The sequence below is a fragment of the Sinorhizobium fredii NGR234 genome, from assembly GCF_000018545.1.
Taxonomy (GTDB): domain Bacteria; phylum Pseudomonadota; class Alphaproteobacteria; order Rhizobiales; family Rhizobiaceae; genus Sinorhizobium; species Sinorhizobium fredii_A.
The window spans coordinates 2,263,239-2,287,251 of the sequence record NC_012586.1; the positions used below are offsets into that span (position 1 = coordinate 2,263,239).

General features: G+C 64.0%; 22 protein-coding genes. 10 read left to right on the forward strand and 12 right to left on the reverse strand.

Annotated features, from left to right (window positions below):
- Positions 1–5 precede the first annotated feature (5 nt).
- The 7 genes from apnL to NGR_RS10610 all read right to left on the reverse strand — a co-directional run bounded on the left by apnL (position 6) and on the right by NGR_RS10610 (position 8,373).
- Positions 6–1,940, reverse strand: a complete 1,935-nt coding sequence (apnL, locus tag NGR_RS10580) for a D-apionate lactonase (RefSeq protein WP_015888263.1) — start codon at positions 1,938–1,940, stop codon at positions 6–8.
- On the reverse strand, positions 1,937–2,971 hold the full coding sequence (locus NGR_RS10585; protein ID WP_015888264.1) for a Gfo/Idh/MocA family protein: 1,035 nt from the start codon (positions 2,969–2,971) through the stop codon (positions 1,937–1,939). Before NGR_RS10585 ends, apnL begins: the two co-directional genes overlap by 4 nt.
- 249 nt (positions 2,972–3,220) lie before the next feature.
- Positions 3,221–4,285, reverse strand: coding sequence for an ABC transporter permease (locus tag NGR_RS10590; protein ID WP_015888265.1), 1,065 nt, complete (start codon positions 4,283–4,285; stop codon positions 3,221–3,223).
- Positions 4,285–5,835, reverse strand: coding sequence for a sugar ABC transporter ATP-binding protein (locus NGR_RS10595; protein ID WP_015888266.1), 1,551 nt, complete (start codon positions 5,833–5,835; stop codon positions 4,285–4,287). Before NGR_RS10595 ends, NGR_RS10590 begins: the two co-directional genes overlap by 1 nt.
- Positions 5,832–6,476, reverse strand: coding sequence for a DUF2291 family protein (locus NGR_RS10600; protein ID WP_015888267.1), 645 nt, complete (start codon positions 6,474–6,476; stop codon positions 5,832–5,834). The genes NGR_RS10595 and NGR_RS10600 overlap by 4 nt, the downstream gene beginning before the upstream one ends.
- 64 nt (positions 6,477–6,540) lie before the next feature.
- Positions 6,541–7,482: a D-ribose ABC transporter substrate-binding protein gene (locus tag NGR_RS10605; RefSeq protein WP_015888268.1), complete on the reverse strand. Its 942-nt coding sequence runs from the start codon at positions 7,480–7,482 to the stop codon at positions 6,541–6,543.
- Positions 7,483–7,545: 63 nt separating this feature from the next.
- Positions 7,546–8,373 carry a phosphogluconate dehydrogenase C-terminal domain-containing protein gene (locus tag NGR_RS10610; protein WP_015888269.1) on the reverse strand — a complete coding sequence of 276 codons (828 nt, stop codon included), beginning with the start codon at positions 8,371–8,373 and terminating at the stop codon, positions 7,546–7,548.
- 178 nt (positions 8,374–8,551) lie between these two features.
- Between NGR_RS10610 and NGR_RS10615 the strand changes: the two genes are divergently transcribed.
- The 3 genes from NGR_RS10615 (at position 8,552) to NGR_RS10625 (ending at position 12,382) form a co-directional block, all read left to right on the forward strand.
- Positions 8,552–9,517, forward strand: a complete 966-nt coding sequence (locus NGR_RS10615) for an AraC family transcriptional regulator (protein ID WP_015888270.1) — start codon at positions 8,552–8,554, stop codon at positions 9,515–9,517.
- 190 nt (positions 9,518–9,707) lie between these two features.
- Complete coding sequence (locus NGR_RS10620) at positions 9,708–10,166, forward strand: (2Fe-2S)-binding protein (RefSeq protein WP_015888271.1); 459 nt, start codon at positions 9,708–9,710, stop codon at positions 10,164–10,166.
- 2 nt (positions 10,167–10,168) lie between these two features.
- The gene (locus tag NGR_RS10625) at positions 10,169–12,382 is read left to right on the forward strand and encodes a xanthine dehydrogenase family protein molybdopterin-binding subunit (protein WP_015888272.1); all 2,214 of its coding nucleotides are present in this window, start codon (positions 10,169–10,171) and stop codon (positions 12,380–12,382) included.
- Between the two features lie 61 nt (positions 12,383–12,443).
- Here NGR_RS10625 and NGR_RS10630 read toward each other — a convergent pair whose 3' ends face one another.
- The 3 genes from NGR_RS10630 to NGR_RS10640 form a co-directional block, all read right to left on the reverse strand.
- Positions 12,444–13,232 (reverse strand): hypothetical protein, encoded by a 789-nt coding sequence (locus NGR_RS10630; protein WP_015888273.1) that lies wholly within the window; start codon positions 13,230–13,232, stop codon positions 12,444–12,446.
- A 48-nt stretch (positions 13,233–13,280) separates the two neighbouring features.
- Complete coding sequence (locus NGR_RS10635) at positions 13,281–15,302, reverse strand: polysaccharide biosynthesis/export family protein (RefSeq protein ID WP_015888274.1); 2,022 nt, start codon at positions 15,300–15,302, stop codon at positions 13,281–13,283.
- Between the two features lie 266 nt (positions 15,303–15,568).
- Complete coding sequence (locus tag NGR_RS10640) at positions 15,569–16,591, reverse strand: helix-turn-helix domain-containing protein (protein WP_015888275.1); 1,023 nt, start codon at positions 16,589–16,591, stop codon at positions 15,569–15,571.
- A 245-nt stretch (positions 16,592–16,836) separates the two neighbouring features.
- Here NGR_RS10640 and NGR_RS10645 point away from each other — a divergent pair, with 245 nt between their 5' ends.
- Positions 16,837–17,910: an alpha/beta hydrolase family protein gene (locus tag NGR_RS10645; protein WP_015888276.1), complete on the forward strand. Its 1,074-nt coding sequence runs from the start codon at positions 16,837–16,839 to the stop codon at positions 17,908–17,910.
- Here the strand turns inward: NGR_RS10645 and NGR_RS10650 are convergent.
- Together NGR_RS10650 and NGR_RS10655 are read right to left on the reverse strand one after the other, a co-directional pair.
- Entirely contained in the window at positions 17,907–18,794 is an 888-nt protein-coding gene (locus NGR_RS10650) for an SMP-30/gluconolactonase/LRE family protein (protein WP_015888277.1), read from the reverse strand. The two genes, NGR_RS10645 and NGR_RS10650, sit on opposite strands and share 4 nt — an antisense overlap.
- A 468-nt stretch (positions 18,795–19,262) precedes the next feature.
- Positions 19,263–19,985, reverse strand: coding sequence for a FadR/GntR family transcriptional regulator (locus NGR_RS10655; RefSeq protein ID WP_164924006.1), 723 nt, complete (start codon positions 19,983–19,985; stop codon positions 19,263–19,265).
- A 77-nt stretch (positions 19,986–20,062) separates the two neighbouring features.
- On the opposite strand from NGR_RS10655, the gene NGR_RS10660 reads away from it, so the two are divergent.
- The 6 genes from NGR_RS10660 (at position 20,063) to NGR_RS10685 (ending at position 23,989) form a co-directional block, all read left to right on the forward strand.
- The gene (locus tag NGR_RS10660; RefSeq protein ID WP_164924007.1) at positions 20,063–20,221 is read left to right on the forward strand and encodes a hypothetical protein; all 159 of its coding nucleotides are present in this window, start codon (positions 20,063–20,065) and stop codon (positions 20,219–20,221) included.
- A 114-nt stretch (positions 20,222–20,335) separates the two neighbouring features.
- On the forward strand, positions 20,336–21,121 hold the full coding sequence (locus NGR_RS10665; RefSeq protein WP_164924008.1) for an NAD-dependent epimerase/dehydratase family protein: 786 nt from the start codon (positions 20,336–20,338) through the stop codon (positions 21,119–21,121).
- A gap of 617 nt (positions 21,122–21,738) precedes the next feature.
- On the forward strand, positions 21,739–22,197 hold the full coding sequence (locus tag NGR_RS10670; protein ID WP_015888280.1) for an NUDIX hydrolase: 459 nt from the start codon (positions 21,739–21,741) through the stop codon (positions 22,195–22,197).
- Between the two features lie 688 nt (positions 22,198–22,885).
- Positions 22,886–23,110 carry a hypothetical protein gene (locus NGR_RS33850; protein WP_432654008.1) on the forward strand — a complete coding sequence of 75 codons (225 nt, stop codon included), beginning with the start codon at positions 22,886–22,888 and terminating at the stop codon, positions 23,108–23,110.
- Positions 23,111–23,162: 52 nt separating this feature from the next.
- Positions 23,163–23,495: a type II toxin-antitoxin system PrlF family antitoxin gene (locus NGR_RS10680; RefSeq protein WP_015888282.1), complete on the forward strand. Its 333-nt coding sequence runs from the start codon at positions 23,163–23,165 to the stop codon at positions 23,493–23,495.
- Positions 23,496–23,497: 2 nt separating this feature from the next.
- Positions 23,498–23,989, forward strand: coding sequence for a type II toxin-antitoxin system YhaV family toxin (locus tag NGR_RS10685; RefSeq protein ID WP_015888283.1), 492 nt, complete (start codon positions 23,498–23,500; stop codon positions 23,987–23,989).
- Positions 23,990–24,013: the final 24 nt, after the last annotated feature.

Genomic DNA, 24,013 nt, shown 5'->3' on the forward strand with positions numbered 1-24,013 from the left:
ATTGCCTATGACTCAATAGCGCTCAGACTATCAATGCGGGCAACCGCATAGGCGGGCAGCACGACGCTTTCCGCTTCATGCGCGCTGGCCCCAGGCTCCTTTGCCCCTTCCCGCAACCAGTTTTCGTCGAGAAGCGTCAGCCTTCGCCTGGCCGGCCCGGCAAGCGTCACCTTCTGCAGATCGGGCGTGAGATTGGCAAACAGCAGGGTTGACGTTTCTACGAGAGCCGCGCCCAGTCCAACAACCCGGTCCGGCACGGCTGTCTCGACGGCAATGCGGCTGCCGCCGGACAGCTCGGCAAGCCAGCGCAAGACGTGGAACAATGGCCTCGGTTGGCCCTCCTTGACGGGCTCGCCAGATCCGGCCACCAGGCCGAACGGCCCGGCAAGTGTCGAAAGCGTCAGGACTTCCAGATCCGCATCCGCCACCGTCGCTGCATAGGCGAGCGTCCAGGCAGCGCCGAAGAGCGCATTGTGCCGCGGATCGCGGTTCGCCATGGCGATGCGCTTGCCCGACGGATTGTCCTTGGTCCGGCTTCCATAGGGGTTCTGGCGCATGGCGATGGTCGAGGGGCCGATGCGATAGGGCTTGTCGCCATAGATCGCCCGCACGGAGCGGGTGATGTCGCGGAGCGCTTCGAAAGTCTGCATGACGCTCAGGTCGTCGGCGGCGTGGACGATCGGATTGGTGCAATGGGTCACATAGGCGAGCCGATCGACCGGCGCGCGCTTGCGGTTGAGCTCGGTGAAATAGCTGAACATCCCGCCGCCCAGCGGCACGCCCGGGAAGGCCCTTTGCGCAGCCGCATAGACATCGTCGAGCGGCGGGCATTCCGGCCAGACGCTGCCCGGCGGCGTCGATTGACGGTCGACCGACGGCGACACGGCGAGGCTTGCGAGCTTCAACCCGCTGTCGCCCACCATCCGGGCGACCTCGTCCAATTCGTCGCCGAGCGGACGCCGGCACGGTACGAAGCACTCGAGCGTCACCGCGGCGCCGGACGTGTCGGCCATTTGCCGGAAGTGCCGCAGCGCGGCGGCGCCATGGCCGGCCTGCGGATCGAAGTGGCAGATCAGATGCCGCGCACCGAGCGCGCGGATAAGACCGGCGTCGAGCAGTTCGTCGCTGACCTCGTCGGGCCTGAGCCCGATGCCGATTGCCGGCAGTGTGCCTTGATCGCGCTTCAGTGAAATTGCGATCGGGCCAGGCTCTCGGTCGACCGTCGGGCGGGCCGCATCCACCTGCCGGATTGATAGCCGGATGGCCTGATGAGTGGTCTCCCCGGCCTTCAGCACGTAGGGCCAGGGTAGCGCCAGCGGCCGCACATAGGTCTTGTAGGAACCGTCGGTCCAGTTGCGCTGGTCCTCCATCTCGAAGATGTCGCCGGCCATGCGGCACTCGGCCTTGACCCCGGGCATGACCTCATGGGTGATCGCGGCGATATCCTTGAACGGCTGCCAGGGCTCGATCAGATCGGGGAAAACCGATCGCTCGATCGAACCGTCGCCATGCTCGACCGTGACTGGCCGGCCTACCAGGCCGACGGTAGGATGCAGGATCGCAAAGCCGGTGCGCGCCGTTTCGAAATCGCGATCCGGCGTGAAGCGCGCATCGAAGATCAGGGCGTCGGGGAAGACCTCGATCGTGGACCGGCACTCGAGGATCGCCCCGTCCGGCGCCCGGAACCGGGCATTGTATCGGACGATCGTCGCCGCCTCTTCCTCTTCGACGGTCAAATCGGTGATTGCGGCCGCGCATGTTCCCCAGTCCCGGTCGCGCACCAGAAAGGAAATCGCCCGCAGCACTTCCCTGCCGGAAAAGCGGATCGTCCGCAGATTGCCGCCGACGAGTTCGGCACTGAGGCGACCGGCTTCGAGGCGGCGTGTTTCCGGCTGCCTCTCCTCGGTGCCGAAAAGGAGAAAGGCGCGCGAGGCCGTCACCGGAAAAATTCCTCGACCGGCACGGTCTTGACCTTCGCGGCGCTGCGGTAGGAGGCCTCGACAAGAGCGAAGGTCTTGAGATTGTCCCTGCCGGACGTGTCCGGCTCGCGGCCGGTGCGCAGACAGTCGACCCAATGCTGCTGGATAAGGCTGACGCTCTCCTGGATGTTGTGCCAGGGCGGCGATGCCCAAGGAAGAAGACGCGGCGCGACATCCTTCGTCACCGTACCCTCTCGCGAGTGAACCTGAAGACGATAGTCTTGCGAAAGCCGCAGCGTGCCTTTGCTGCCGTCCACTTCCAGCAAAGTTTCGGGGAAGGCCTCGACCGGCAACCGGGTCGCATAGCTGCAATCGACAATCGACGTGATGCCGCCGCGATGGTCGAGCAGCACGGTCGCGACGTCCTCGCCGACGATTCTCGGGTTGACCCGGCGGGTGCGGGCGGTCACCGACGTCGCGTCGCCGAAGAGATAGCGCGCGATGTCGAGCGCGTGGATGCCGAGGTCTTCTATGATGAAGCGCTTGCCGGTCGCGAGATAAGGCTGGCCGGAATAGACGTCATAGGCCGAGCGGAAGCTTACCCGGCCCCAGAACACCTCGCCGATCGCGCCGCTGTCGATCACTGCCTTTGCAGCCCGGATCGGCGACTGCCAGCGGAAATTCTCGTGCACCATCAACGGAACGCCCACCGCCGCGCAGGCGGCGACCATCGCCTTGGCGTCCTCCATCGTCGGGGCGATCGGCTTTTGACAGATCGTCGGAATGCCATTGTGCGCGGCGAGTTCCACGAGCGAGCGGTGGCTTTTGACGGTCGTCGCGATATCGACGAAATCAAAACCGCCATCGGCAAACAGGTCCTCGGCCGAGGTATACCGGCGCGTGATGCCAAATTCGTCGCCGACCGCCCGAAGCCGTGCCGGATCGCGATCGCAGATGGCGACGATACGCGCCCCTTCGGCGTCGCGCCAGCCATGCATCTGGTTGACCGCGAAGAAGCCGCAACCGATCAGAGCGCCCTTCAGAACTGCCATATTGCCTTTTCCTTCAAACCCAAGGGCCTCCCAACCCTGCCAACTTAAAGCCTCCCAACCGTTGCGACTCCAAGACCTCTCAACTCTTGACTCAAGGACCCCTCCCCAACCCCTCCCCACATGGGGGAGGGGCTACAGTGCCGCACCCTCCTCCTGGGACTTGGAGCGTTGCCCCGCGCAGAAACGCCGGCATTGGGCAAGATGGTGCCGCCTGGAAGCCCCTCCCCCTTGTGGGGAGGGGTCTTTCCTTCAACCTTTCTTTGCAAGCTGCATCAGCGTGACCTGCTGCTGCAAGCGGCGTTGCGCCTGGTCCACCACCACGGCCACGATGATCACAATGCCCTTGATGACCATCTGCCAGAAGGACGAGATTCCCATCATGACGAGACCGTCGGAAAGTATGCCGATGACGAAGGCGCCGATGATCGTGCCGCCGATCGTGCCGCGGCCGCCGGACATCGATGTGCCGCCGAGCACTGCCGCGGCGATGGCATTGAGCTCGAAAGAATTGCCCGTCGCCGGGTGCGAGGCCATCAGTTCCGACGAGATCACCAGGCCGACGATCGCCGCGCAGAAGCCGGAGAACATGTAGACGAACATCTTCACCCGATCGACGCGGATGCCGGACATGCGCGCCGCCCGCTCATTGCCGCCGACCGCGAAGACATGGCGGCCGATCGGCGTACACTTGGCGACATAGGCGGCTGCAAGCGCCACGACGATCAGCATCCAGATCGACACCGGCAGGCCGAGAAGCCGGCCGGAGCCGAGGAAGGCGAAGCCGGTCGTCGACAGTTCCGGCTTGCCGACGAGGTTCGGGAAAGTCTGGCCGTCCGAGGACAGCAGCGCGAAGCCGCGCGCCACATAGAGTGTGCCGAGCGTCGCGATGAACGGCGCCACGTTCAGCTTGGTGATCAACAGGCCGTTGACCGCACCGATCACGATGCCGACGGCGAGCGTGATGAGGCAGACTTCGAAGACGTTGAAATAGACCGTGTAGCCGAACTGCAGGTCGATGCCGTTGAGGATCAGGCCGCCGGCCACCATGCCGCAGAGCCCGACGATCGAGCCGACCGAGAGGTCGATACCGCCGGTGATAATCACGAAGGTCATGCCCATGGCGAGGAAGGCGTTGAGCGCCACATGCTTCGACATCAGGATGAGGTTGGCGGTCGACAGGAAGTTCGGTGCAAAAACCGAGAAGAAGGCGATCACAGCAAAGAGCGCAATGAAGGTCCTGAGCTTCATCAGGGTCAGGAGCAGCGAACCGTTCGAAGCTTCCGCGGCGTTGGTGGTCGTCGTTGCCGTCGTCATCAGGCGTGTTCCCTTGTCGTCTTGTGGCCTTCGGCCGAAGCCTTCACGATCATCTCTTCCGTCGCGTCAGTGCGGTCGATGACGGTGACCAGCCGTCCGTTGCTCATGACGGCGATGCGGTCGGAGAGCGCCATCACCTCTTCGAGGTCGGAGGTGGAAAACAGGATCGCCAGCCCCTCGCCGGCCAGCCGCCGCATGGTGCGGAAGACGTCGGCCTTGGCGCCGACGTCGATGCCGCGGCTCGGCTCGTCCATCAAAAGCACCTTCGGCCGGGTCATCAGCGCCTTGCCGATGACGACCTTCTGCTGATTGCCGCCCGACATCGACGTCACCTCGAAATCCGGGTTCGGCGCCTTGATCGAGAGATCGCGGATCGCCGCCTTGATCGCCGCCTGTTCCCTCTCGCCGACGATGTGGAAGCCGAAACGCAGGAAGCGCTCCAGGCTCGCCAGCGTCAGGTTGCTGGCAATCGACAGCGCCTGCACCAATCCCTCGCGCTGGCGGTCCTCGGGGATCAACGCCAGGCCCCGCTGGATGCGGTCGGAGGTATCGCAGGCCGAGACCTCGACGCCGCCGACATGGACGCGGCCGGTCGAATGGGGATGCTGACCGATGACGCTCTCGAAGAACTCGCTTCGCCCGGCCCCCATCAGCCCGTAAATGCCGAGCACCTCGCCGGCGCGCACCGAGATCGACATATGGTCGACGGCAAGCCCGCCGGTGCGCCGCGGCAGGCAGATGTCCTCGGCGCGGAAAACCTCTTCACCAAGGCGATGGTCGACCGACTTGGCGAAATCCTTGGCATCCGAACCGATCATCGAGCGGACGATCCACTTGGTGTCGATGTCCCTGACCGTGGCGTGGCCGGTGATCTGGCCGTCGCGCAGCACGGTGATGTAGTCGCCGATCCGCATCAGCTCTTCTAGCCGATGCGAGATATAGACGATCGCCACCCCTTGCGCCTTCAGTTCCCGGATGACCTTGAAGAGCACGTCGACTTCCGCGGCAGAAAGCGCCGAGGTCGGCTCGTCGAGGATGAGGATGCGGGTGTCGAGCGAGATCGCCTTGGCGATTTCCACCAGTTGCTGCTGGCCGATCGGCAGGTCCTCGACAAGGGTCTCGGCGTCGATGCCGGCATCCAGCCTGTCGAGGAAATGATTGGCCTTGTCGATCTGGGCGCGATGGTCGATGCCGCGCAGGCCCCGGGTCACTTCCCGGGTCGCGAAGATGTTCTCGGCGACGGAGAGATTGCCGAAGAGATTGAGCTCCTGGAAGACCATGCCGATGCCGTGGCGCTGGGCGTCGGCCGGCGAGTGGAACTCGACCTCCTTGCCATCGAGCAGAATGCGGCCGAGCGACGGCTTCTCGACGCCGGCGATGATGCGCATCAACGTCGACTTGCCAGCGCCGTTCTCGCCGACAAGCACGTTCACGGCCCCGCGCCTGAGCGCCAGATTGGCGTGGCGCACGGCGACGATGCCGGAATAGACCTTGGTGACGTCCTCGAGGCGCAGCACGCAATCGTCGTCTTGAGCCGGCTGCATGGTCATCCGCCCACCGTCAACTCAACCGGCACGAAGAGCGGCAACTGCCCCTTGGCGGGCTCGGGATAGGCGCCGACCGCGTCGACCTTCTTGCCGACGAGCTGGTCGCGCGACAGTTTTTCGAGCACCAGGCCGTTCACATGGGTGTTGAAGGCCTTGCCGTATTGGGCCCACTCGATCTGGTTCTTGAATTCGTTGAAGTTCACGAAGTCGAGGCTGTCGCGGATCGCCGTGCCGCGGATTGCCGGGCCGATCTGCACACGCGCGTCCGCCGTGCCGTCGCCATCGGCATCGACCTCGACATAGGCCGAGCGCGACTTCGTCTCGGCCTTGACGATGGTGCCGGAAAGGCGCGCCGCGAAAGTCCAGGGCGCGCTGCCCTGCTTCTCCTTGTGGCCGTATTTGGCGCCGGCCGCTTCCGGATTGCTTGCCGCCAGAGAGGCGACCTCGGAGAACGGCCCCGCCTTCTTGTCGAGATAGGGCACGACCTTGCTGTCCCAGATCTCGCCGACCATGCGATCCGGATCGAAGCCGCCGGCGGCGGATTGCGCCGCTTCCTCCGCCGTCGGCGTCTTGATGATCTTGCAGCCCGCGAGCGCCATCATCGCCACAAGGACAATGACGGACGCGCCCCTCATACCTGGCATCGAAATCTTCTCCACGGGGAATGCCGGCGCGCGAGGCTGTCGCCATCGCGCGCCAAGACGACGATCAGTTGGTGAGCGCGAAGGTCTCGAGCTGGTCGGCGTTTTCGCTGTTGATCAGCACGCAATCCATCAATTGCTTTTCTTCCGCCGGCTTCTTGCCGGTGGTGATGAAGTCATGCGCCTGGTGGACGGCCATCTGCGCCTGGGCATAGGCGGGCTGCAGTACGGTCGCCTTGATGCCGCCGGACTTGATCGAGTCGCGCACGTCGTTGGAGCCGTCGAAGCCGACGACGATGACGTCCTTGCGGCCGGCCGCCTGCAGCGCGGCGATCGCGCCCATGGCCATCGTGTCGTTGCCGGAGATGACGCCCTTGATGTCGGGGTTGGCCTGCAGGATCGTCTCCATCTTGCTGTAGGCCTCGGTCTGGCTCCAGTTGGCCGACTGCTGCGCCACCATCTTCAGCTCGGGAAATTCGTCGATGACGTCGTGATAACCCTTCGAGCGGATGCCGGCATTGAGATCGGATTCGCGGCCGAGCAGTTCGACATAGTTGCCGGTCTCGCCCATCAGCTTGACGAATTCCTCGGCGCCGAGCTGGGCACCCTGGTAGTTGTTGGAGACGATCTGCGAGACGGCGACGCCGGTGGCGTTGATTTCCCGGTCGATCAGGAAGGACGGCACGCCGGCATCCTTGGCCTTCTGCACGGCGGCGATCGAGGCTTCCGAGCCGGCATTGTCGAGGATGATCGCCTTGGCGCCGCGGCCGATCGCCGTGTCGACCAGCTGCGACTGCTTGTTGGCGTCGTCGTCATGTACGAGAACGAGCGTCTCGTAGCCGAGTTCCTTGGCCTTGGCCTCGGCGCCGACCGCCTCGGCCTTGAAAAACGGGTTGTCATGCGACGGCGTAATGATGGCAATCAGGTCCGCCGCGTAGGCGGGGATGGCGGAGCCGGCCGCCAGGAAGGCCGCGAAGGCGGCCACGGTCATTCTGCGTGTCAGTTTCATCTGTTCTCTCCTCCCAGGTTGAGAAACGGCCGGAGTTGCCCCATGCCCTCCGGCTTTCGTGGATCAGGTGATGCGGCGAATGCTGTCGGCGATTTCCTGCGGCTCGAAGACGCGCTTCCAGTCGTCGCGCATCAGCATCGGCTTGCCGAACTCGATCGCCTTGTTGCAGGCGTCCGAGAAGACGCCCTCGACCTCTTCGAAGATCACCGCGCCGAGCACATTCATGTGGCCGAGCAGGAAATCGCGCGCCGCTTGCCTCGGCACGCCGCGGGCGACGCATTCGTCCATCGCCTCGCGCATGACGACGAGCAGCGAGGCGCAGACCGTCTCCGACAGGCCGGGCTCGAGAAGCGCCATCTGCTCGACCGTCACCCGGTGCGAGCGCATGACCGGCGCCCAGATGAGCTTGGCGATCTCCTCGCCCTTGGCGTAGTCCGCCTCCGGTCCCTGCATCAGCGCCGAGACGATGTGCTGCTTGGCGGCGATGCCGCCGAAATGATCCTTGCGCGCGGCCAGCTCCGTCTCGTCGTTGAAGATCGGCGGGTGGCAGGGATGGGTGACGAAATAGGTGAGGTCGTCGCGCCGCGGCAGGTGACCGGCAAAGGGCGCAGCCGCGTCGAGAACGACTACCATCGTGCCGGGTTTCAGCCTGTCGACAATGCCGGTTGCCACCTTGCCGATCGCCGTGTCCGGCACTGCAAGGATCACGACCTCCGCACCGTCGAGCGCGGTGTCGAGGGAGACCGTCTCGAGCCCCAGCTCCTTTGCGAGGCGCGCTTTGCCGATCTCGCTCACCTCGACATGGCGAACGTCGAAGCGCGAGCCCATTAGGTTCTTGGCCAGCCGGCAGCCCATCTTGCCGCCGGCGCCCAACAAGGCAATCGAAGTCATCTGGATCTCCCGAATGTCGTTGAACGGAAGCGATAGACGAGCTGGTATGATGAGTCAATGAGTATATCAGCCCGCGTGACGAAGAAGAGGGCGCACGGACCAGTTGCCTAATCCTGCCAACTTCAAAAGAATGTGATAAATAAATGAATTGACAGTGGCCGACAGAAGAGGTGAAGCCATGACGATGAGCGAGGCCATAAGCCAGCGACAGCGCCTGCGCGAGGAAACTGCGCCGCTTCGCGCGCGCATCCTCGACGAACTGGCGCAACTGCCATGGGACGGCCTGCGCTACGGCCACGCCGTACCCGGACTTTCGCTCTATCGCGTCGTCGAGCCGGCTGGCCCCTTTTCCGCCGTCTATGAACCGAGCCTGTCCCTTATCATCCAGGGAAGCAAACGCGTCCATGTCGGCAGCCAGACGCTCGTCTACGATGAGTCCTGCTTTTTCCTGACGGCCCTCGGCCTGCCGGCGACCGGCCAGATCTGCGAGGCGAGCCTCGACGAGCCCTATGTGGCGGCGTCGCTCCGGCTCGATCTCGAAAAGCTGCGGCGGATCATCGCCGACCACGACCTGCATCCCACGGACACCCCCGAACGCGATCTCGTCGGCGTCGCCGTCGGCGCCGCGACACCTCTATTGTTCGACGCCTTTCTCAGGCTGATTTCGCTGGCGAATGCGCCGGGCGACATCCCGTTTCTGGCAAATCACATCCACAACGAGATCCTCTACCGGCTGCTCACCGGCGAGCAGGGCGCACGGCTCAGGCGCTTCGCGCTTGCCGGCACCAACAGCAACCGCGTCGCCAGGGCGGTCGCCTGGCTGAAAGAGAACTACACCCGGCCGCTGCGGGTCGAAGAACTGGCGGAAATCGCCAACATGGGGGTCTCGACCCTGCACCATCATTTCCGCGCCATGACCGCCATGAGCCCGTTGCAGTTCCAGAAACACCTGCGCCTGCACCACGCGGGGGAACTGATGCTGTCGCAATCGCTCGACGCGGCGACCGCGGCGCTGCGCGTCGGCTATGAAAGCCCGACCCAGTTCAGCCGCGAATATCGGCGCGCCTTCGGCCATCCGCCGCTGCGCGACATCAAGGCGATCCTGAACTCGAACGACGCGGCCAAAGGCGATTCCATCGGATAGCGCAGCCGTCGCAGCAGGCTACCGATGATCACAATTCCGTCAGATCGACAGGAACAGGCAACAATCCGACAGGATCGAACCTACCGGACGGCAAGACGGTCTCTTAAGTTGCGACCGCGGCCTGGCGAATGGCTGCGGCGCGTGGGGAGTGCACCTGCCCGGCCCCGCGCCTCAACGCGAGGAGAACACCATGGCAATTGTGACGATCAACGGCGTCGAGCATTCGGTCGACGCCGAGGCGGATATGCCGCTTCTTTGGGTGATCCGCGATCTTGTAGGGCTGACGGGCACGAAATTCGGCTGCGGCGTGGCCCAATGCGGCGCCTGCACCGTCTATGTCGACGGTTCGCCGGTACGGTCCTGTCAGACGTTCATCGGCGACATCGAAGGCGCGAAGGTCACCACCATCGAGGGCCTGCAGGGCAAGGTCGCAGAAGCGGTCCAGGCCATCTGGGCCGATCTCGACGTCCCCCAATGCGGCTACTGCCAGTCGGGCCAGATCATGTCGGCGACGGACCTCCTGGTCAACAACCCGAAGCCCAGCGACGAGGATATCGACGCCGCCATGTCGGGCAATCTCTGTCGTTGCGCCACCTACCACCGAATCCGTGCCGGCATTCACGAAGCCGCAAAGCGTCTGGAGGGCTGAGCATGCTACCGAAACTGATGCAATCGCTTGCCCTCCCCGCCGCCCGGGTCGAGGCTTCGCGTCGGCAATTCCTGATCGGCGCGCTGGCGACCGGCACCGGCCTCGCCATCGGTTTCCGCCTGCTCTCCGCGTCGCCGGCCGCGGCGAGCGAGACGCCTGAGGCGGGTGCGCATGCCTTTTCCCCCTATGTCACGATCGACGGAGACGGGAAGGTGACAGTCCTTTCCTCGCAGTTCGAGATGGGGCAAGGCTCCTATAACGGCATTGCCACGCTGGTGGCCGAGGAACTCGACGCCGACTGGTCGACGATCGACGTGACGGGCGCTGCCGGCAATCTACCGGCCTATGGCAATATCGCCTTCGGTGGCGCCATGCAGGGCACGGGCGGCTCGACCTCCATGGTCACTTCATGGGAACGCTACCGCAAGGCGGGCGCGGCGGCCCGCGCCATGCTGGTCGCCGCGGCAGCCTCCGAATGGAACGTCGAGGCGGCGGAGATCACCGTCGAAAAGGGCGTGCTTTCCCATCCCTCGGGCAAGAGCGGCGGCTTCGGCGACTTTGCCGCCAGGGCCGCGACGCTGCCGGTGCCGGCCGAGGTGAAGCTGAAGCAGCCGAACGACTGGAAGCTGATCGGCAATCCGGAGCTCAAGCGCTTCGACAGCGCCCGCAAGGCAAACGGCACGGAGCAGTACACGATCGACGTCAAGCTTCCCGGCATGCTGACCGCGGTTATGATCCATCCGCCGCTCTTCGGCGCCAAGGCGAAGTCCTTCGATGCCTCGGCTGCGCGCGCCGTCAAGGACGTGGTGGACGTGGTCGAAACGCCGCGCGGCATCGCTGTCGTCGGTGAGCACATGTGGGCGGCGATCAAGGGGCGCGAGGCGGTCACCGTCGAGTGGGACGAGGCGGGCGCGGAAAAGCGTGGAACGCAGCAGATCCTATCCATGTACCGCGACCTCGTGAAGAAGCCGCCGGCGGCGGTCGCGCGCAAGGACGGCGACGCCGAGGCGGAATTTGCCAAGGCCGCCAAGGTGATCGAGGCGAGCTTCGAGTTCCCCTATCTGGCGCATGCGGCGATGGAACCGCTGAACGCGGTCGCACGCATGAACGACGACGGCACGCTGGAGATTTGGGGCGGGCACCAGTTCACGGACGTCTACCAGAAACTCGCCGGCGATGTGGCCGGGGTCGCGCCTGAGAAGGTGCGCCTCCACGTCATGAAGACCGGCGGCAGCTTTGGCCGGCGGGCCGTGTTCGACGGTGACGTTGTCGTCGAGGCCGTACACGTTGCCAAGGCCATCGGTTTCCGTGCGCCGGTAAAGCTGCAATGGACGCGTGAGGACGATATGCGGGGCGGCCGCTATCGACCCGCCTATGTCCACAGCCTCAAGGCCGGCATCGACGACGGTGGAAAACTCGTGGCCTGGACCGATCACATCGTCGGCCAATCCATCGTCGCAAACACGGCCTTCGAGGGCATGGTCAAGAACGGCGTCGACCCGACCTCCGTCGAGGGGGCAAGCAATCTGCCCTACGCCATTCCCAACCAGGCGGTCGGCCTGACGAGCACGGAGGTCGGCGTTCCGGTTCTATGGTGGCGCTCGGTCGGCTCGACGCACACCGCGTTTGCCGCAGAAACCTTCCTCGATGAAGTCGCCGAGGCGGCGGGACGCGATCCGGTCGAATTCCGTCTCTCGATGCTCGAACCGGACTCGCGCCATGCGACCGTCCTCAAGCTGGCGGCGGAAAAGGCAGGATGGCAGAAGCCCCTGCCGGAAGGCCGTTTCCGTGGCGTTGCCCTCGCCGAGAGCTTCGGCTCGGTGGTGGCCGAGATCGCCGAGGTTTCGACCGACGGCAACGGCCAGATCAAGGTCGAACGGGTTGTCGCCGCCGTCGATTGCGGCCTGGCGGTCAATCCGGATCAGGTCCGCGCCCAGGTCGAGGGCGGCATCGGCTTCGGGCTGAGCGCCATTCTCGGCGAGGAGATCTCGCTGACCGACGGCCAGGTCGACCAGGGCAATTTCGACCTCTACACGCCGCTGAGGATCGATGCGATGCCGGCGGTCGAGGTCCACATCGTCGCCTCCGCCAACCCGCCCTCGGGTATCGGCGAGCCCGGCGTACCGCCGATCGGCCCTGCCGTTGCCAACGCCGCGTACAAAGCGCTCGGCAACCGGATCCGCGTCATGCCATTCGCAAAATCGCTGAACGCGTGACCTTGCCTGCCCGGCTGGCCGGAAGGCCGGCCGGGCAGGCGGCGGGGGGGGGGTGGAGCGCTTAGATCACCCCAATGACCCTGCCGGACGAATCGAGGCGACACCTGATTCGCGCCTGGCGGACCTGGGTGCCGGCTCGATCTGTGTAGTCTATGCTGACCGCGAGCGGGGCGGTCATCGCACCGTTGCGATGCCGAATCAGCGAACCGGCGCTTACCGCATTGACACGCACGGCGCCAAGCGGCGACGCCGCCGACGCAATCGCCTTCCGGCAGGCGCGAACGACGGTGCTTGGGGTCCCCGGAACCGCTGCAAGCGCCAACGGGAGGCGTACGGGGTAGCCCCATTCACCTCGCTCGTGCCCGGCGCGCTTCTTCTTGAACGGCCAAAGGATGCGCGGCAATGCAATGGATGCCCGTGCGTTCTTCGCCGGCGCAATGCGGGTGATCGTGTTGGCACCGCCAGCCCTGGGTGACTGCGAGCCCGCCATCGCGCCACCGGTGGAGGACCGGGTCCCGGAGCCCGCGGACGAACCGCCTGAAGCAGCCCCGGACCCCGTTGCTGATGACCCGGCTTTCGACCCAGAGCCGACCGAGATGCCGCCGCTCGTACCGCCGAGATTGCCTCCGACCCCGACGCTGGATCCTCCCTCGCCGACCGAGGTGCTGCCTTTTACCCCACCGACTCCGTCGACGTCCGCGCCGACCCCCGCCGAGGCGCCACTTTTGCCGATCCCCACCGCAGCGCTGACGCCAACCGGCCCGACCTTGGCGCTAAGGCCTAAGGCAAGAGCCGACGCGGGCCCGATCGTGACCGCGATCAGGAATGTGGCAGCTAGGTGCTTGCGCATCACCGGGTTCCTCATCTTCAGGCTTCTCAAAAATGCATTCCACCTTCTCTACCAGCGGCCGCGCATTGGCGGTCGTCTGGGCAGCAGCGCGTCCGGCAGCAGAACCGTCATCGATCGAACCGAGGGTGTCGGCTTGCCGACCTCAACCTTGCGAAAATCCAGCGACCCGCCTCCACCGGCCGATCCGGCACGCTTCCGCGCAACGGGCTTGGCGCGTTCATTGGCGTGGTTGCCGTCGCGCAAGTTCCGTTTGCGCTCGATGCTTGCGGTGGAGCGCTGCGCCTTGCCCTTGGGAAGGTCGACTTCCTTGCGCTCCACCGAAAGGCCGCGGCCATTCGACCGTTCGCGCTCGTCTGCGAGCGCCTCGCTCCGCGCCGCCGAGCTCCGAGCCAATTCCTCCTTTGCCGCGTTGCGTTCTTGGCGAGCAGCGTCGAGTTCGCGGGCGAGCGATCTTGCCTTATCGCGTTCCAATGCAAGCGCTTCCCCGGCCCGCATTGCCGCAGCTTCGGCAATCTTTCGAGCCTCGACCGCGGCGGCCTGCTCCGCCGCCGCCAGCTTGGCCCGGGCCTCCAGGGCGGCGATCGATTGGCGAGCCGCGGCAAGATCGCCTTCGTAGGCCCCGACCTTGCGCCGCTCTTCATTCAGCGCCCGCCTGGCATCGACCAGCGACGCCTGCGCAGCATTGCGCCCGTTGAGCGCAGCCGTGTCGACACCGCGCGCCAGCGATCTTCCCTTGTCGCGTTCCAATGCAAGCGCTTCTTCGGCCCGCATTGCCGCAGCCTCGGCAATCTTTCGAGCCTCGACCGCGCCGGCCTGCTCCTCCGCCGCCAGCCTGGCGCGGTCCTCCAGGGTGGCGATCGACTGGCGGGCCGCGGCGAGATCGCCTTCGTAGGCTCCAACCTTGCGCCGCTCTTCATCCAGCGCCCGCCTGGCATCTGCCAGCGACGCCTCCGCCGCATGGCGCGCCCTGAGCGCCGCAGCCTTTGAACGGTTTGTTCCAGCCGCCTCGATCTTCAGTCGTTCGATTTCGCGCCGCAGGGTCGTCAGGTCGCGCCCGAACCCTTCGGCTCTCCGACGCGCTTCTTCAAGAGCTCGTTCTTGTCCAGCCGCCATGGCGGCAACCTTTCGGGCCCGCGCGCCAGCGTCGTCGACTTCACGCCGCGCCGCGTCAAGGTCGCCTCTGGCCAATGCCAAATCGCGGCGGAGACCGTCCTCACGCTGACCGCCAGCCAGCAGCGCGCCGTTCTTGATCGCGTCGATCTCCTTGCGCGCCGCGATGAGCTTCTTCTCCAACTCGGCGCGCTTGGCGCGATCGCGCGCGACCAATTCACGGGCCTCGTTGACCGTGGCCACCGCGGTGTCCCAGTCTCGCGCCGCGTTCGCTTCGTGCGCCAGCCGAACCTTCATGGCCTCGAGATCGGCCCGCGCGGCATTGAGTTCCTGGGTTACGGTGGCAACGCGTTGGCGCTCGGCAACGAGGCGGCGATTGTGCCGTATCGAGGCGTCGCGCGCTGCCTGACGCGCTACACGCGCCTCTCCGCGAGCCTTTTCAAGCTCTATGCGTGCGCCCGCCAGGTCACCAAGCAAGGCGTCGACCGTGGACTGTTCGAATTCCAGGGCTTGCAGTTGCTGCGTCGCCGCCGGCACGGCTATGCGCGGCCGCGCTGCAGGCGGAGATTCCCTGGCCGGCGTGGTCGCCCGCGATGATAGCACTCGGGGCGCCGCTGCTCGTCGTTTGACGGTTGTGACCGGACGTTGATCGCTGCCGCTTCTGGCCTGCAAGCGATCGGCTATGCGCTTCGCCAGTTCACTCTCACGTAAACCTGCCGCGGGCAGGTGTCCGATCTCCGGAAGTTCGAGCGTCCCCCCTGTCCCGATCGTGAAGGTGTCGTTCAGGGTTGCCGCCTCGACGCCACCAGGCAAGGTGTGCGATCCGGAAACACTTATCTCGACCGTATCTCGCGGAGCGAGCCGGTCGTCAGCTGCCGGCTCACCTTTCGCGGCCGATCCCAGCAGCATCATGAGGCAGAACGGAACGACCGTCAGCGTGGCGCTGTTTAGATGATCCATAGCTGATCCTTCCGCACATGCGCGACTGGCATGAACGTCATGCGCGCACCGGCTGATGATCTGCAAATATAACGCTCAAGGTTAGCAAAGGTAGTTCGCATCAGTTAGTATTAAATAAGCGTAGCGGTATCCGACGATTTACTTAGTTAGCCCTCATAATCTCGGCACTATACTTCTTTAGGATGAGGCCAAGCTCCCAAGCGGTGCGAACCTCAACTTTCTGAGGCTGAACCGGACGCCAGGCAAACTCGGGCATCCGCACCCGCTCACGATGGCGACGGCCGGCTTCGCTCGCGCCAGGAAGCCGGGCTGAGGGAGGTCACGCGTCGGAATTCCCGGTTGAAGTTCGATTTCGTCTGGAAGCCGGATTCGAGCATCGCCGCGGTCACCGACATGTCGGTCTCCCGCAGAAGCTTGCAAGCTTCGGCGATGCGGAAGTCGTTGATATATTGCGAGACGTTCTTGCAGGCCAGGCGATTGACGGCGCCGGAGATCTGCCGCGCCGGCACGCCCGCCCGCCGCGCCAGCCGCGACAAGGTCAGGTTTTCGTCGCGGGACAAGCGCTGCTCGACCAGCAGATGGTGGATCCGCTCCAGGATTTCGCGGTCCTTCGCCGCCGGCGATGCAGCCTGGTGAGTGTTTGGAGCGGCGGCCGGCAGCGGCCGCGCGCGCGCCGCGACGATGGCGGTAGAGCCGAGAAAGAGCAGTTCCAGAAGATTTGCATTGCTCACGATCAGAGCGGCATTGGCTCCGTTGCTCCACTGGAAATCGAGGAAAATCGCGAGGTCGAACAGGGCGGAAATACAAAGCGCGGCGGCGGCGATGAGAAGGGCGCGGTGAGCCGCGTCGGCGCCGTCGAAACGCGCTTCGTCCAGAGCATCGGGACCTGTGCGGCCGAGGTTCAGGAGAGCCAGCGCGTAGCCGACGAACAGCACGATCAGCGCACCGTCGACCAACGCCGGCGACAGCACCAGCAGCGCAATTATTCCAAGCGGCGGCGCGGCGTGAAGCCAACGGGCACGACTTGCCCCCGCCTCCAGGTGGATCAGACTGCGGAAACTCGCCAGCACCAAGGGTGGCAGACAACTCGCCATGACTGGAAGCACGTATCTGAGAGCCGTGACGTCGTAACCCCATCGCAGACCCACGATGATCGATTGCACGGCGCACAGGCAGATCAACGCAGCGAACGGCCGTAGGCCCTTGCGCGGCTCGTCGCCGCGCAGCATCGCAACAAGAAGGATGACAAGCAGCAAGGCGACGACGAACGGCAGCGGGAGGAAGATCAAGCTATGTCCTTCGGGTGGCGATTACTGCATGCCTTTGTCCTTAAGTCGACCTCGCTTTAAGGAAAACACATGCAGCAATTCAAAGTGCTACAGCGACCTTGCGCGCCTGATAGGGCGCGCGGCGCTGTAGTGCTCCGATGTTGACCTAAATCGCGATTCGGCACGACCTCGATCATGATCGAGGCAGCCCTAGAACCGGGCATGCGCAATCATTTAGAGGTCATTTCAACTTCGTGAGGTTCCCGATGATTCCTTCGCATGTTCCTGCCGCCCTTGCCCTCGCCGTCGCGTTCGCGGCACCTTGCCATGCATTCGAAACCGGTGTGCGCGAAATTAGCGTCGGCGCGCCCGAACGCGGGCGAAACCTTCAGGTCACCGTCTGGTATCCCGCCAGTCCTGGCGGGCAAGCCGTGCTGGTCGGTGACAACCAGGTCTTCAAGGGCGCGCCGGCGCTATCGAACGCACCGCTCCTCGAAGGCCGCTATCCGTTGGTGGTGATGTCGCATGGATCGGGCGGCCGCATCCAGGGCATGAGCTGGCTCGCCGCTGAACTGGCGAAGGCCGGATTTGTCGTTGCCGGTCCCAATCATCCCGGCACCACCAGCGGCGACTCGACCCCCGCCGACACGCCGAAGCTCTGGGAGCGCACGCAGGATCTGTCCGCCGTAATCGACAGGCTCGCGACCGATCCGCAGTGGACCGCCATCATCGACAAGGATCGCATCGGCGTCGTCGGCTTCTCGCTCGGCGGCGCGGCCGCCATGGAGATCGCCGGCGCCCGGGCAAATCTCGAAGCCTATGCCCGCTACTGCGATATCTACAAGAAATGGGATTGCGCCTGGTATGCGGGCGGCAGGGGCTATGTCGACGACAAGCCGGTCGAAGTCGACAAGGTCGACCTGCGCAAGATCGACCGGACGCGCTTCGAACAATCGAATCTCGACCCGCGCATCATATCGGCTGTGCTGATCGATCCGGGTCTCGCCCAGGCCTATGAGGCAGAGAGCCTGAAGGAGATCGCCATCCCGATGACCTTCATCAATCTCGGCAGCCCGGGGACGATCCCCGCAGCGGTGATCGCCTCCGGCCTGGCGGCGCTGGCGCCCCAGGGATCCTATGCCACGGTTGCCGGCGCCGATCACTTCAGCTTCCTGCCCGAGTGCAAGGAAGGCGGGGCCGATCTCTTGAAGTCGTTCGGCGAGGTCGACCCGATCTGCGGCGATGGCGAAGGCCGTTCACGCGCGGATATCCATACCGAGTTGATCGGTCTCGTACGGGAAGCCTTGCAGCGAACCCTCAAGAGCCTTCGTAAGGTCTAGAGCCGGCGATCATCGAAGCGATGGACGACGGCTCCCGCCACCGGGCTGCGGGCGGCAAAAATGCCGCCGGCCCGGCTTTCCTCGCCACTGTCGGTCGGGCGCAGCGAGGGGACGAACAGCGTCTTGCGGTCCGCTCCGGCAAAGCAGGGCATGGTGGGTGCGGGCACCGGCAACGGATGCGCCTTGATCAGCCGGCCGTCAGGCGAAAAGCAATTGAGGACGCCGGCCGAAACGCCGGCGCTCCAGTAGTGGCCGTCGACATCGGTCGCCGCGCCATCCGGACGCCCGGTTGCCTCGTCGAGGTCCACCAATCGCTGACGGCCGGAGAGCTCGCCCGTCGCCGGGTCGAACTGCCAGCGGTCGATCCAGGGCCCGCGCGAATCCGAGTGGAACAGGACGGCGCCGTCGGCGCTCCAGGCAAGCCCGTTCGAGCAGACGATATTGTCGATCTTGCGCTCGACGGCGCCCGCCGGCGTCACGCGATAAAGCGAGGCGATCGGCCGGCGGTCGGCGGCGACCTCGTGCATGGTGCCGGCCCAGAAGGCGCCGTCCGGCCCTACCTTGCCGTCGTTCAGCCGCGTATCCGGCCTTTCCGGCTCGACCGCCGCGACCTGGCGAACGATCGCGCCGCTCTCCGGGTCGAACAGCACGACGCGGTCGCGCTGGGCGAGGACGAGACGGCCGGACTGCGCCAGCCCAAGGCTGCAGGCGCCGCCCTCCAAATTCCATTCGACTTGGTTGGTCCCGGAAAGTTCGGCGCGGTGAAGCATGCCGCGACCGATGTCGACGAAGAACAGGCAATCGCGCCGCTCGTCGTAGACGGGGCTCTCCGCCACCTCGCAGCGCAGGTCCAGCACGCATTCAAATGTCAAGTCGAAAGACATGTTTTGCACCACAATCTGACAGGCAGCTTTGCGAGCTTCCGCGACAATGCGCGGAATGTTCAATGTTTCGTACCCTCGCTTTTCCGTAACACCCCTCTTGCCTCGGCTCAACTTGTAAAATAAAAATACAGGAAATTTGCCGGGGATATTTCCATGAAGCGACGTCAGTTACCCCGGCCGACCTCGGAGCCTCCGTGCTCTCGCCACGGCAACCGATCATCGCCTGACGAGCGACCGGCGATGGCCCTTGCCTCACCCCCCTCTGGCCTGCCGGCCATCTCCCCCACAAGGGGGGAGATCGATTCGCGGCAAGCTAGGCGGGCCAATCAAACGGCTCGCCGGAGAACAGCCCCGCTTAATGGGCGCTGCGCGCAACACATGCGCTCTCCCCCTTTGTGGGGGAGATGGTCGGCAGGCCAGAGGGGGGTGGCTCCTGCCGGCACGCTTCGACCGAGGAATGACAACCGGCTAGAGATCGCCGTAGGACCCGGTGACGCGGGCGCGGGACTCGGTCAGGTGATAGCGCATGTGAAGACGCGCCAGATCGGCGTTCTGGCTGGAGATCGCCATGAAAATCTTGCGATGCTCTTCGAGCACCCGGCGCCGCCGGTCGTCCGATCCCTGTTGCGTGAGGCTCAACGCCATGCGCATCGAGCCGCTCATGATGTCGCGCAAATCCTGCAGGAGGCGAGGGAAAAGCTCGTTTCCTGCGCCTGCCGCGACGGCGAGGTGGAAGGCGAAGTCTTCCTCCCAGCCATTCTCGCCGCGCTGAAAGGCGCTCTCGAGCGCGTGGAGCGCCTCGCCGATCTGGTTCAACTGCGCCTTGGTGCGCCGCATCGCGGCCAGCCCGGCGCATTCGGTCTCGAGCGCCAGGCGCGGCTCGAAGGCCCTCAGATAGCTGGCGATCTCCGCCGAGGCGGCGAAATCGGTGAGCTTGTTGGAAGGGCGCGATTTTACGAAGGTGCCGATCCCCTGGCGCGAGACCACCAGCCCATCCGCCTGCAGCCGCATTAGGGCTTCGCGCACCACCGGCCGGGAAACCTGGAAGTCGCTGCAGATGCGCGCCTCGGACGGCAGCTTCGCGCCTTCGACGAGCTGGCCGCTGGTGATCTGCTCGAGGATCTGGCCGTAGAGCACGTCGGCAAGGCGTTCGCGCCGTGCCGGTTTCAGTTTCAAGGATACGTCGTTCAAGGGCCTGGTCTCGCCTGTCATTTTTCTGAACAGGTCTAATTTAGCCGAGCCGATCGGGAATGCAAAGGAGGTCGCCGATGACCAAACGCAAGAGTCCAGAAGATCTTGGGAATTTCCGCTGGTCCGGGACCCAGGACCTGCGCTTTTTCGGGCGTCGTTCCCGTCTTTACCCGATGGGTCACGATCGGCCGGACATCGATGCCAGGCCTGTTATCGCGCTTATCAACATGCTGTGAAAATTGATGCCCAAAACATGCGACAGGCGGGGCGGGGTTGCGCTCGCAGCCTCCCGCCTTCGCCCGAGCCCGAACTCCATTGAACCCCGAATCGCATTGAACGAGGTGAGACGAATGATCAAGCGACTTCTGGTAACAGGCGCCGGCGGCGGCCTCGGACGCTATGTGCGTGAAAGATTGAAGGGGTCTGCGGAGATCCTGCGCCTCACGGACATCGTCGACATCTCTCCCGCCGGACGCGGCGAGGAAGTGGTGCGCTGCGATCTCGCCGACAGGAAGGCGGTCGAAGAGCTGGTTCGCGATTGCGACGCGATCCTGCATCTCGGCGCGATCTCGGTCGAGGCGAATTTCGACGCGCTGCTCCAGGCGAATTTCCTCGGCACCTACAATCTCTACGAAGCGGCGCGAAAGGCAGGCGTCCGGCGCATCATCTTCGCCAGTTCCAACCACGTGATCGGCTTCCATCCGGTCGGCGAACGGCTCGACGAAAAGGCGGAGCGCCGGCCCGACAGCCTTTACGGCGTCAGCAAATGTTTCGGCGAGGATCTGGCACGGCTCTATTTCGACAAGTTCGGCTTGGAGACGGCGTGTCTGAGGATCGGCAGTTGCTTCGACGAACCGAAGGACCGCCGCATGCTCTCAACCTGGCTGAGCCCGCGCGACTTCATCTCGCTCATCGGCAGGGTCATCGAGGCGCCGGCAATCGGCCATCTGGTGCTTTACGGCGTCTCGGCGAACCGCGATACCTGGTGGTCGAACGGCCATGCCGAGTTCCTCGGCTGGAAACCGCAGGATACGAGCGAGCCCTATCGCGAAGCGATCGAGCAGCGTGAGCCGGAAGGGGCCGCCGGCAGCGACTACCAGGGCGGCCGTTTCGCGGCGGCAGGGATTCTCGACTAGCGGTGAAGACCGAGCGTTTGGCACCGGGGCTCAAATACCCTGTTTCGAGCCACAGCTGCCCGCTCGCTCTCAATTTCCGAATTGCCGGTGCTTATTGCCGCTCGTAGGTACGGACCGAAGTTCCGGTCCCGGCCCTCTGCGGTCATTCCGCAGCGAGAATCCCATTTTGTTCCAGCCGCCGGAGTGACGAATTTTGATAATATTAGTGATATCTAAATCTATCTGTGGTACACTTACGGCATGCGCTATTTGCTACTTTACGTTGTTGTGCTGGGTTGGCCTCGTGGCGTTAGATTGGGCCACCACCGAGGGGAAGTACAGCCTCGCGGTATGGCGAGCAGTGAGCGAGCAGGCCGACTCCGTCCGGCATCAGGTCGAGTACTTGGTCGATGACATCGTCAGGCTTAAAGGAACTTCCGCAACTTTGGCGCGTTGTTCCTGATCGCTACCGCTACCCTCTGGGTCCCTTAGGCGAACAGCGAAGAGTCTCACGACTCCCGCCCGCCTAATCAGCGGGCGTTCCTCTTTCTCCAAAAACGAAGGACGGACACGGCGCCAGAAGATGGTAGCGAGGAGCGGTTTGCCTCGCTCGTCTGCTGCGCTAAATCATCCTCTCGATGAAACAGAAAGAAAAGAAGCACTCGACAGGCGAGTCCCCACTGCGACAACAGGTGGCAGCCCTGCCATTTCGGATCTCAGAAGGCAAATGCGTGGAAATCCTTCTGATTACCTCACGCGATACCGGTCGGTTCATCATTCCGAAGGGTTGGCCAAAGAAGGGCCAGAAGCCAACGGACGCAGCGGCAATGGAAGCCTATGAAGAGGCTGGCGCTTTCGGCAAGGTCGCGAAGAAACCGGTTGGCAGCTACACGTATTGGAAGCGGGGCGACGGGAACTTTGAACGGCTTCAAGTGCTCGTCTATCCGCTCGAGGTGAAAAAGCATCGGGCAAGCTGGCCCGAAAAGGGCGAGCGAAGAATGGCCTGGCTATCCACCGAGGACGCGGCGCTCATCGTCGATGAACCGGATCTTGCCTCGCTGATCAGGAATTTCAAAGGGCCTGCTTGCAAAGATTGAATTCCTGATGGCTACGCGTGGAAGTTCTACACAGAAGGACTTACTGGACAACTTCAGCCATTCTGGCACGGGCAGCGAAGAACAGATGGTCTCAAACTCGAGCCCGCCAAAACGGTCCCCCGCCGCGGGCTCTTTCTGTATCGATCTAGCGACTCATTTTGCCTTGATCACCTACCGACGAGCAGCATCTGAGCCCGGCCAGCTTGGCTCCCCAGCTTTGACAGCTCGTCAGCGAACACGGCGGAGAACGGCAAAGATCGGCCCTAAGCCGATACCGACAGTGGTCTCCCACGCATATACGCGCCGAACCGCTTGCCGACATCTTCTAGTTTCATGCATGGGCGGTCGCCAGCTTCGCGGTCAAGCCGACGAAAACAACACCTGCACTACGGTTGAGGACGAGCTGTCGTTCGGAGCCTTTGAGCCATGGGCTGATAGAACCGGAGAGAAGGGCGATGGTCACGCGGTGTCGCAAGTATAAGGTGAAGGATAATGGACGCGGTAATGTTCATGAGCGTTGCGCTGGTCGGGCTTCTCTGCGTCCTCGCCTATACGCTCGCCATCTATGCACTGCCTTTCAAGCTCGGCCTGACCGCGGCGCAATTTGCCTATCAGACCGGATCGGGCCTGATCGGCGCGGGGGCTGGTCGGCCTGTTCGCCGCTGGTGTGGCCTTCGGCGTCCTGGCGGTGCTGTTCGATACGATCCGCACCCCCATCATCCGCCTGATCGTGGCGCTGATCTTCGCCGCGCCCGCCGCTGTGGTGGGCTTTGCGCTGTTCCACGGCATCACCAAAGACGCCGTGCCGTCGGAAATCTGGGGGCAGCGACTTCGTCGGGGTTGCGGCTTGGGCGAGGCTGGCGGCTGGCGTCGGCCAGCCCGCCAGATAGGCGGCAGGGATAGTTTTGCTTGACAAGGTAAGGAAATTTCCTTACATCTGCCAAGGATCAAATTTGGAGCCGATCATGGGCGCGCTGCTGAAAGAAGAAAGCACGATCACCGCGAAGGGCCAGACGACCGTTCCCAAGAGCGTCCGGCAGGCTTTGGGCGTGGACTACGGCGGACGCATCGCCTTCTTCGTGGACGATCAGCACCGCGTCTATGTCGAGAAGGCAACGGAAGAGGCAAGCGATCCGGTCGTGGATCGCTTCCTCGAATTTCTGGCGCAGGACATGAGCAAACACCCCGGCGCATCCGTCACCGCGCTACCTGCCAGCCTGCGCGATCGCGTGGCCGCGCTTGTCGGAAACATGGACGTTGACCTCGATGCCGAGATTGACGGGGATGTCGCGCTCTAGCCATGCTGACGATCAATGGCTGGACTATTCTGGCGCATCCCCTCTTTCTCGCTCAGTCGGAAAAGCTGACCGACGCCGTTGAGGCGTTGAAGGTAAAGAAGCCCGACGAATACCAGAGGAACGCGAGCACGAAGCTCTTGGCCGCTTTGAACAAGCTGGTGTTCCAAAAAATCCCCGTCGATCCGACCGCAACCGTCTATCGGCAAGGCTCGACGCTCGGCGAGGCGCATAAGCACTGGTTCCGGGCAAAGTTCGGTAATGGTCGCTTCCGTCTGTTCTTCCGCTATGATTCTACCGCGAAAATCATCATCTTCGCCTGGGTGGACGATGAAACGACTTTGCGGACTTATGGCGCAAAGACCGACGCCTATAAGGTTTTCAAAGGGATGCTGGAGGATGGCAACCCGCCTGATGATTGGACCGCGCTTCGCAAGGCCGCGTCCGATCAAGTCGCAGTTGAACGGCTGGAAAAAGCCTCACCCCCGAATCCATGACGCATCGTGTTGATCGTCACAGTT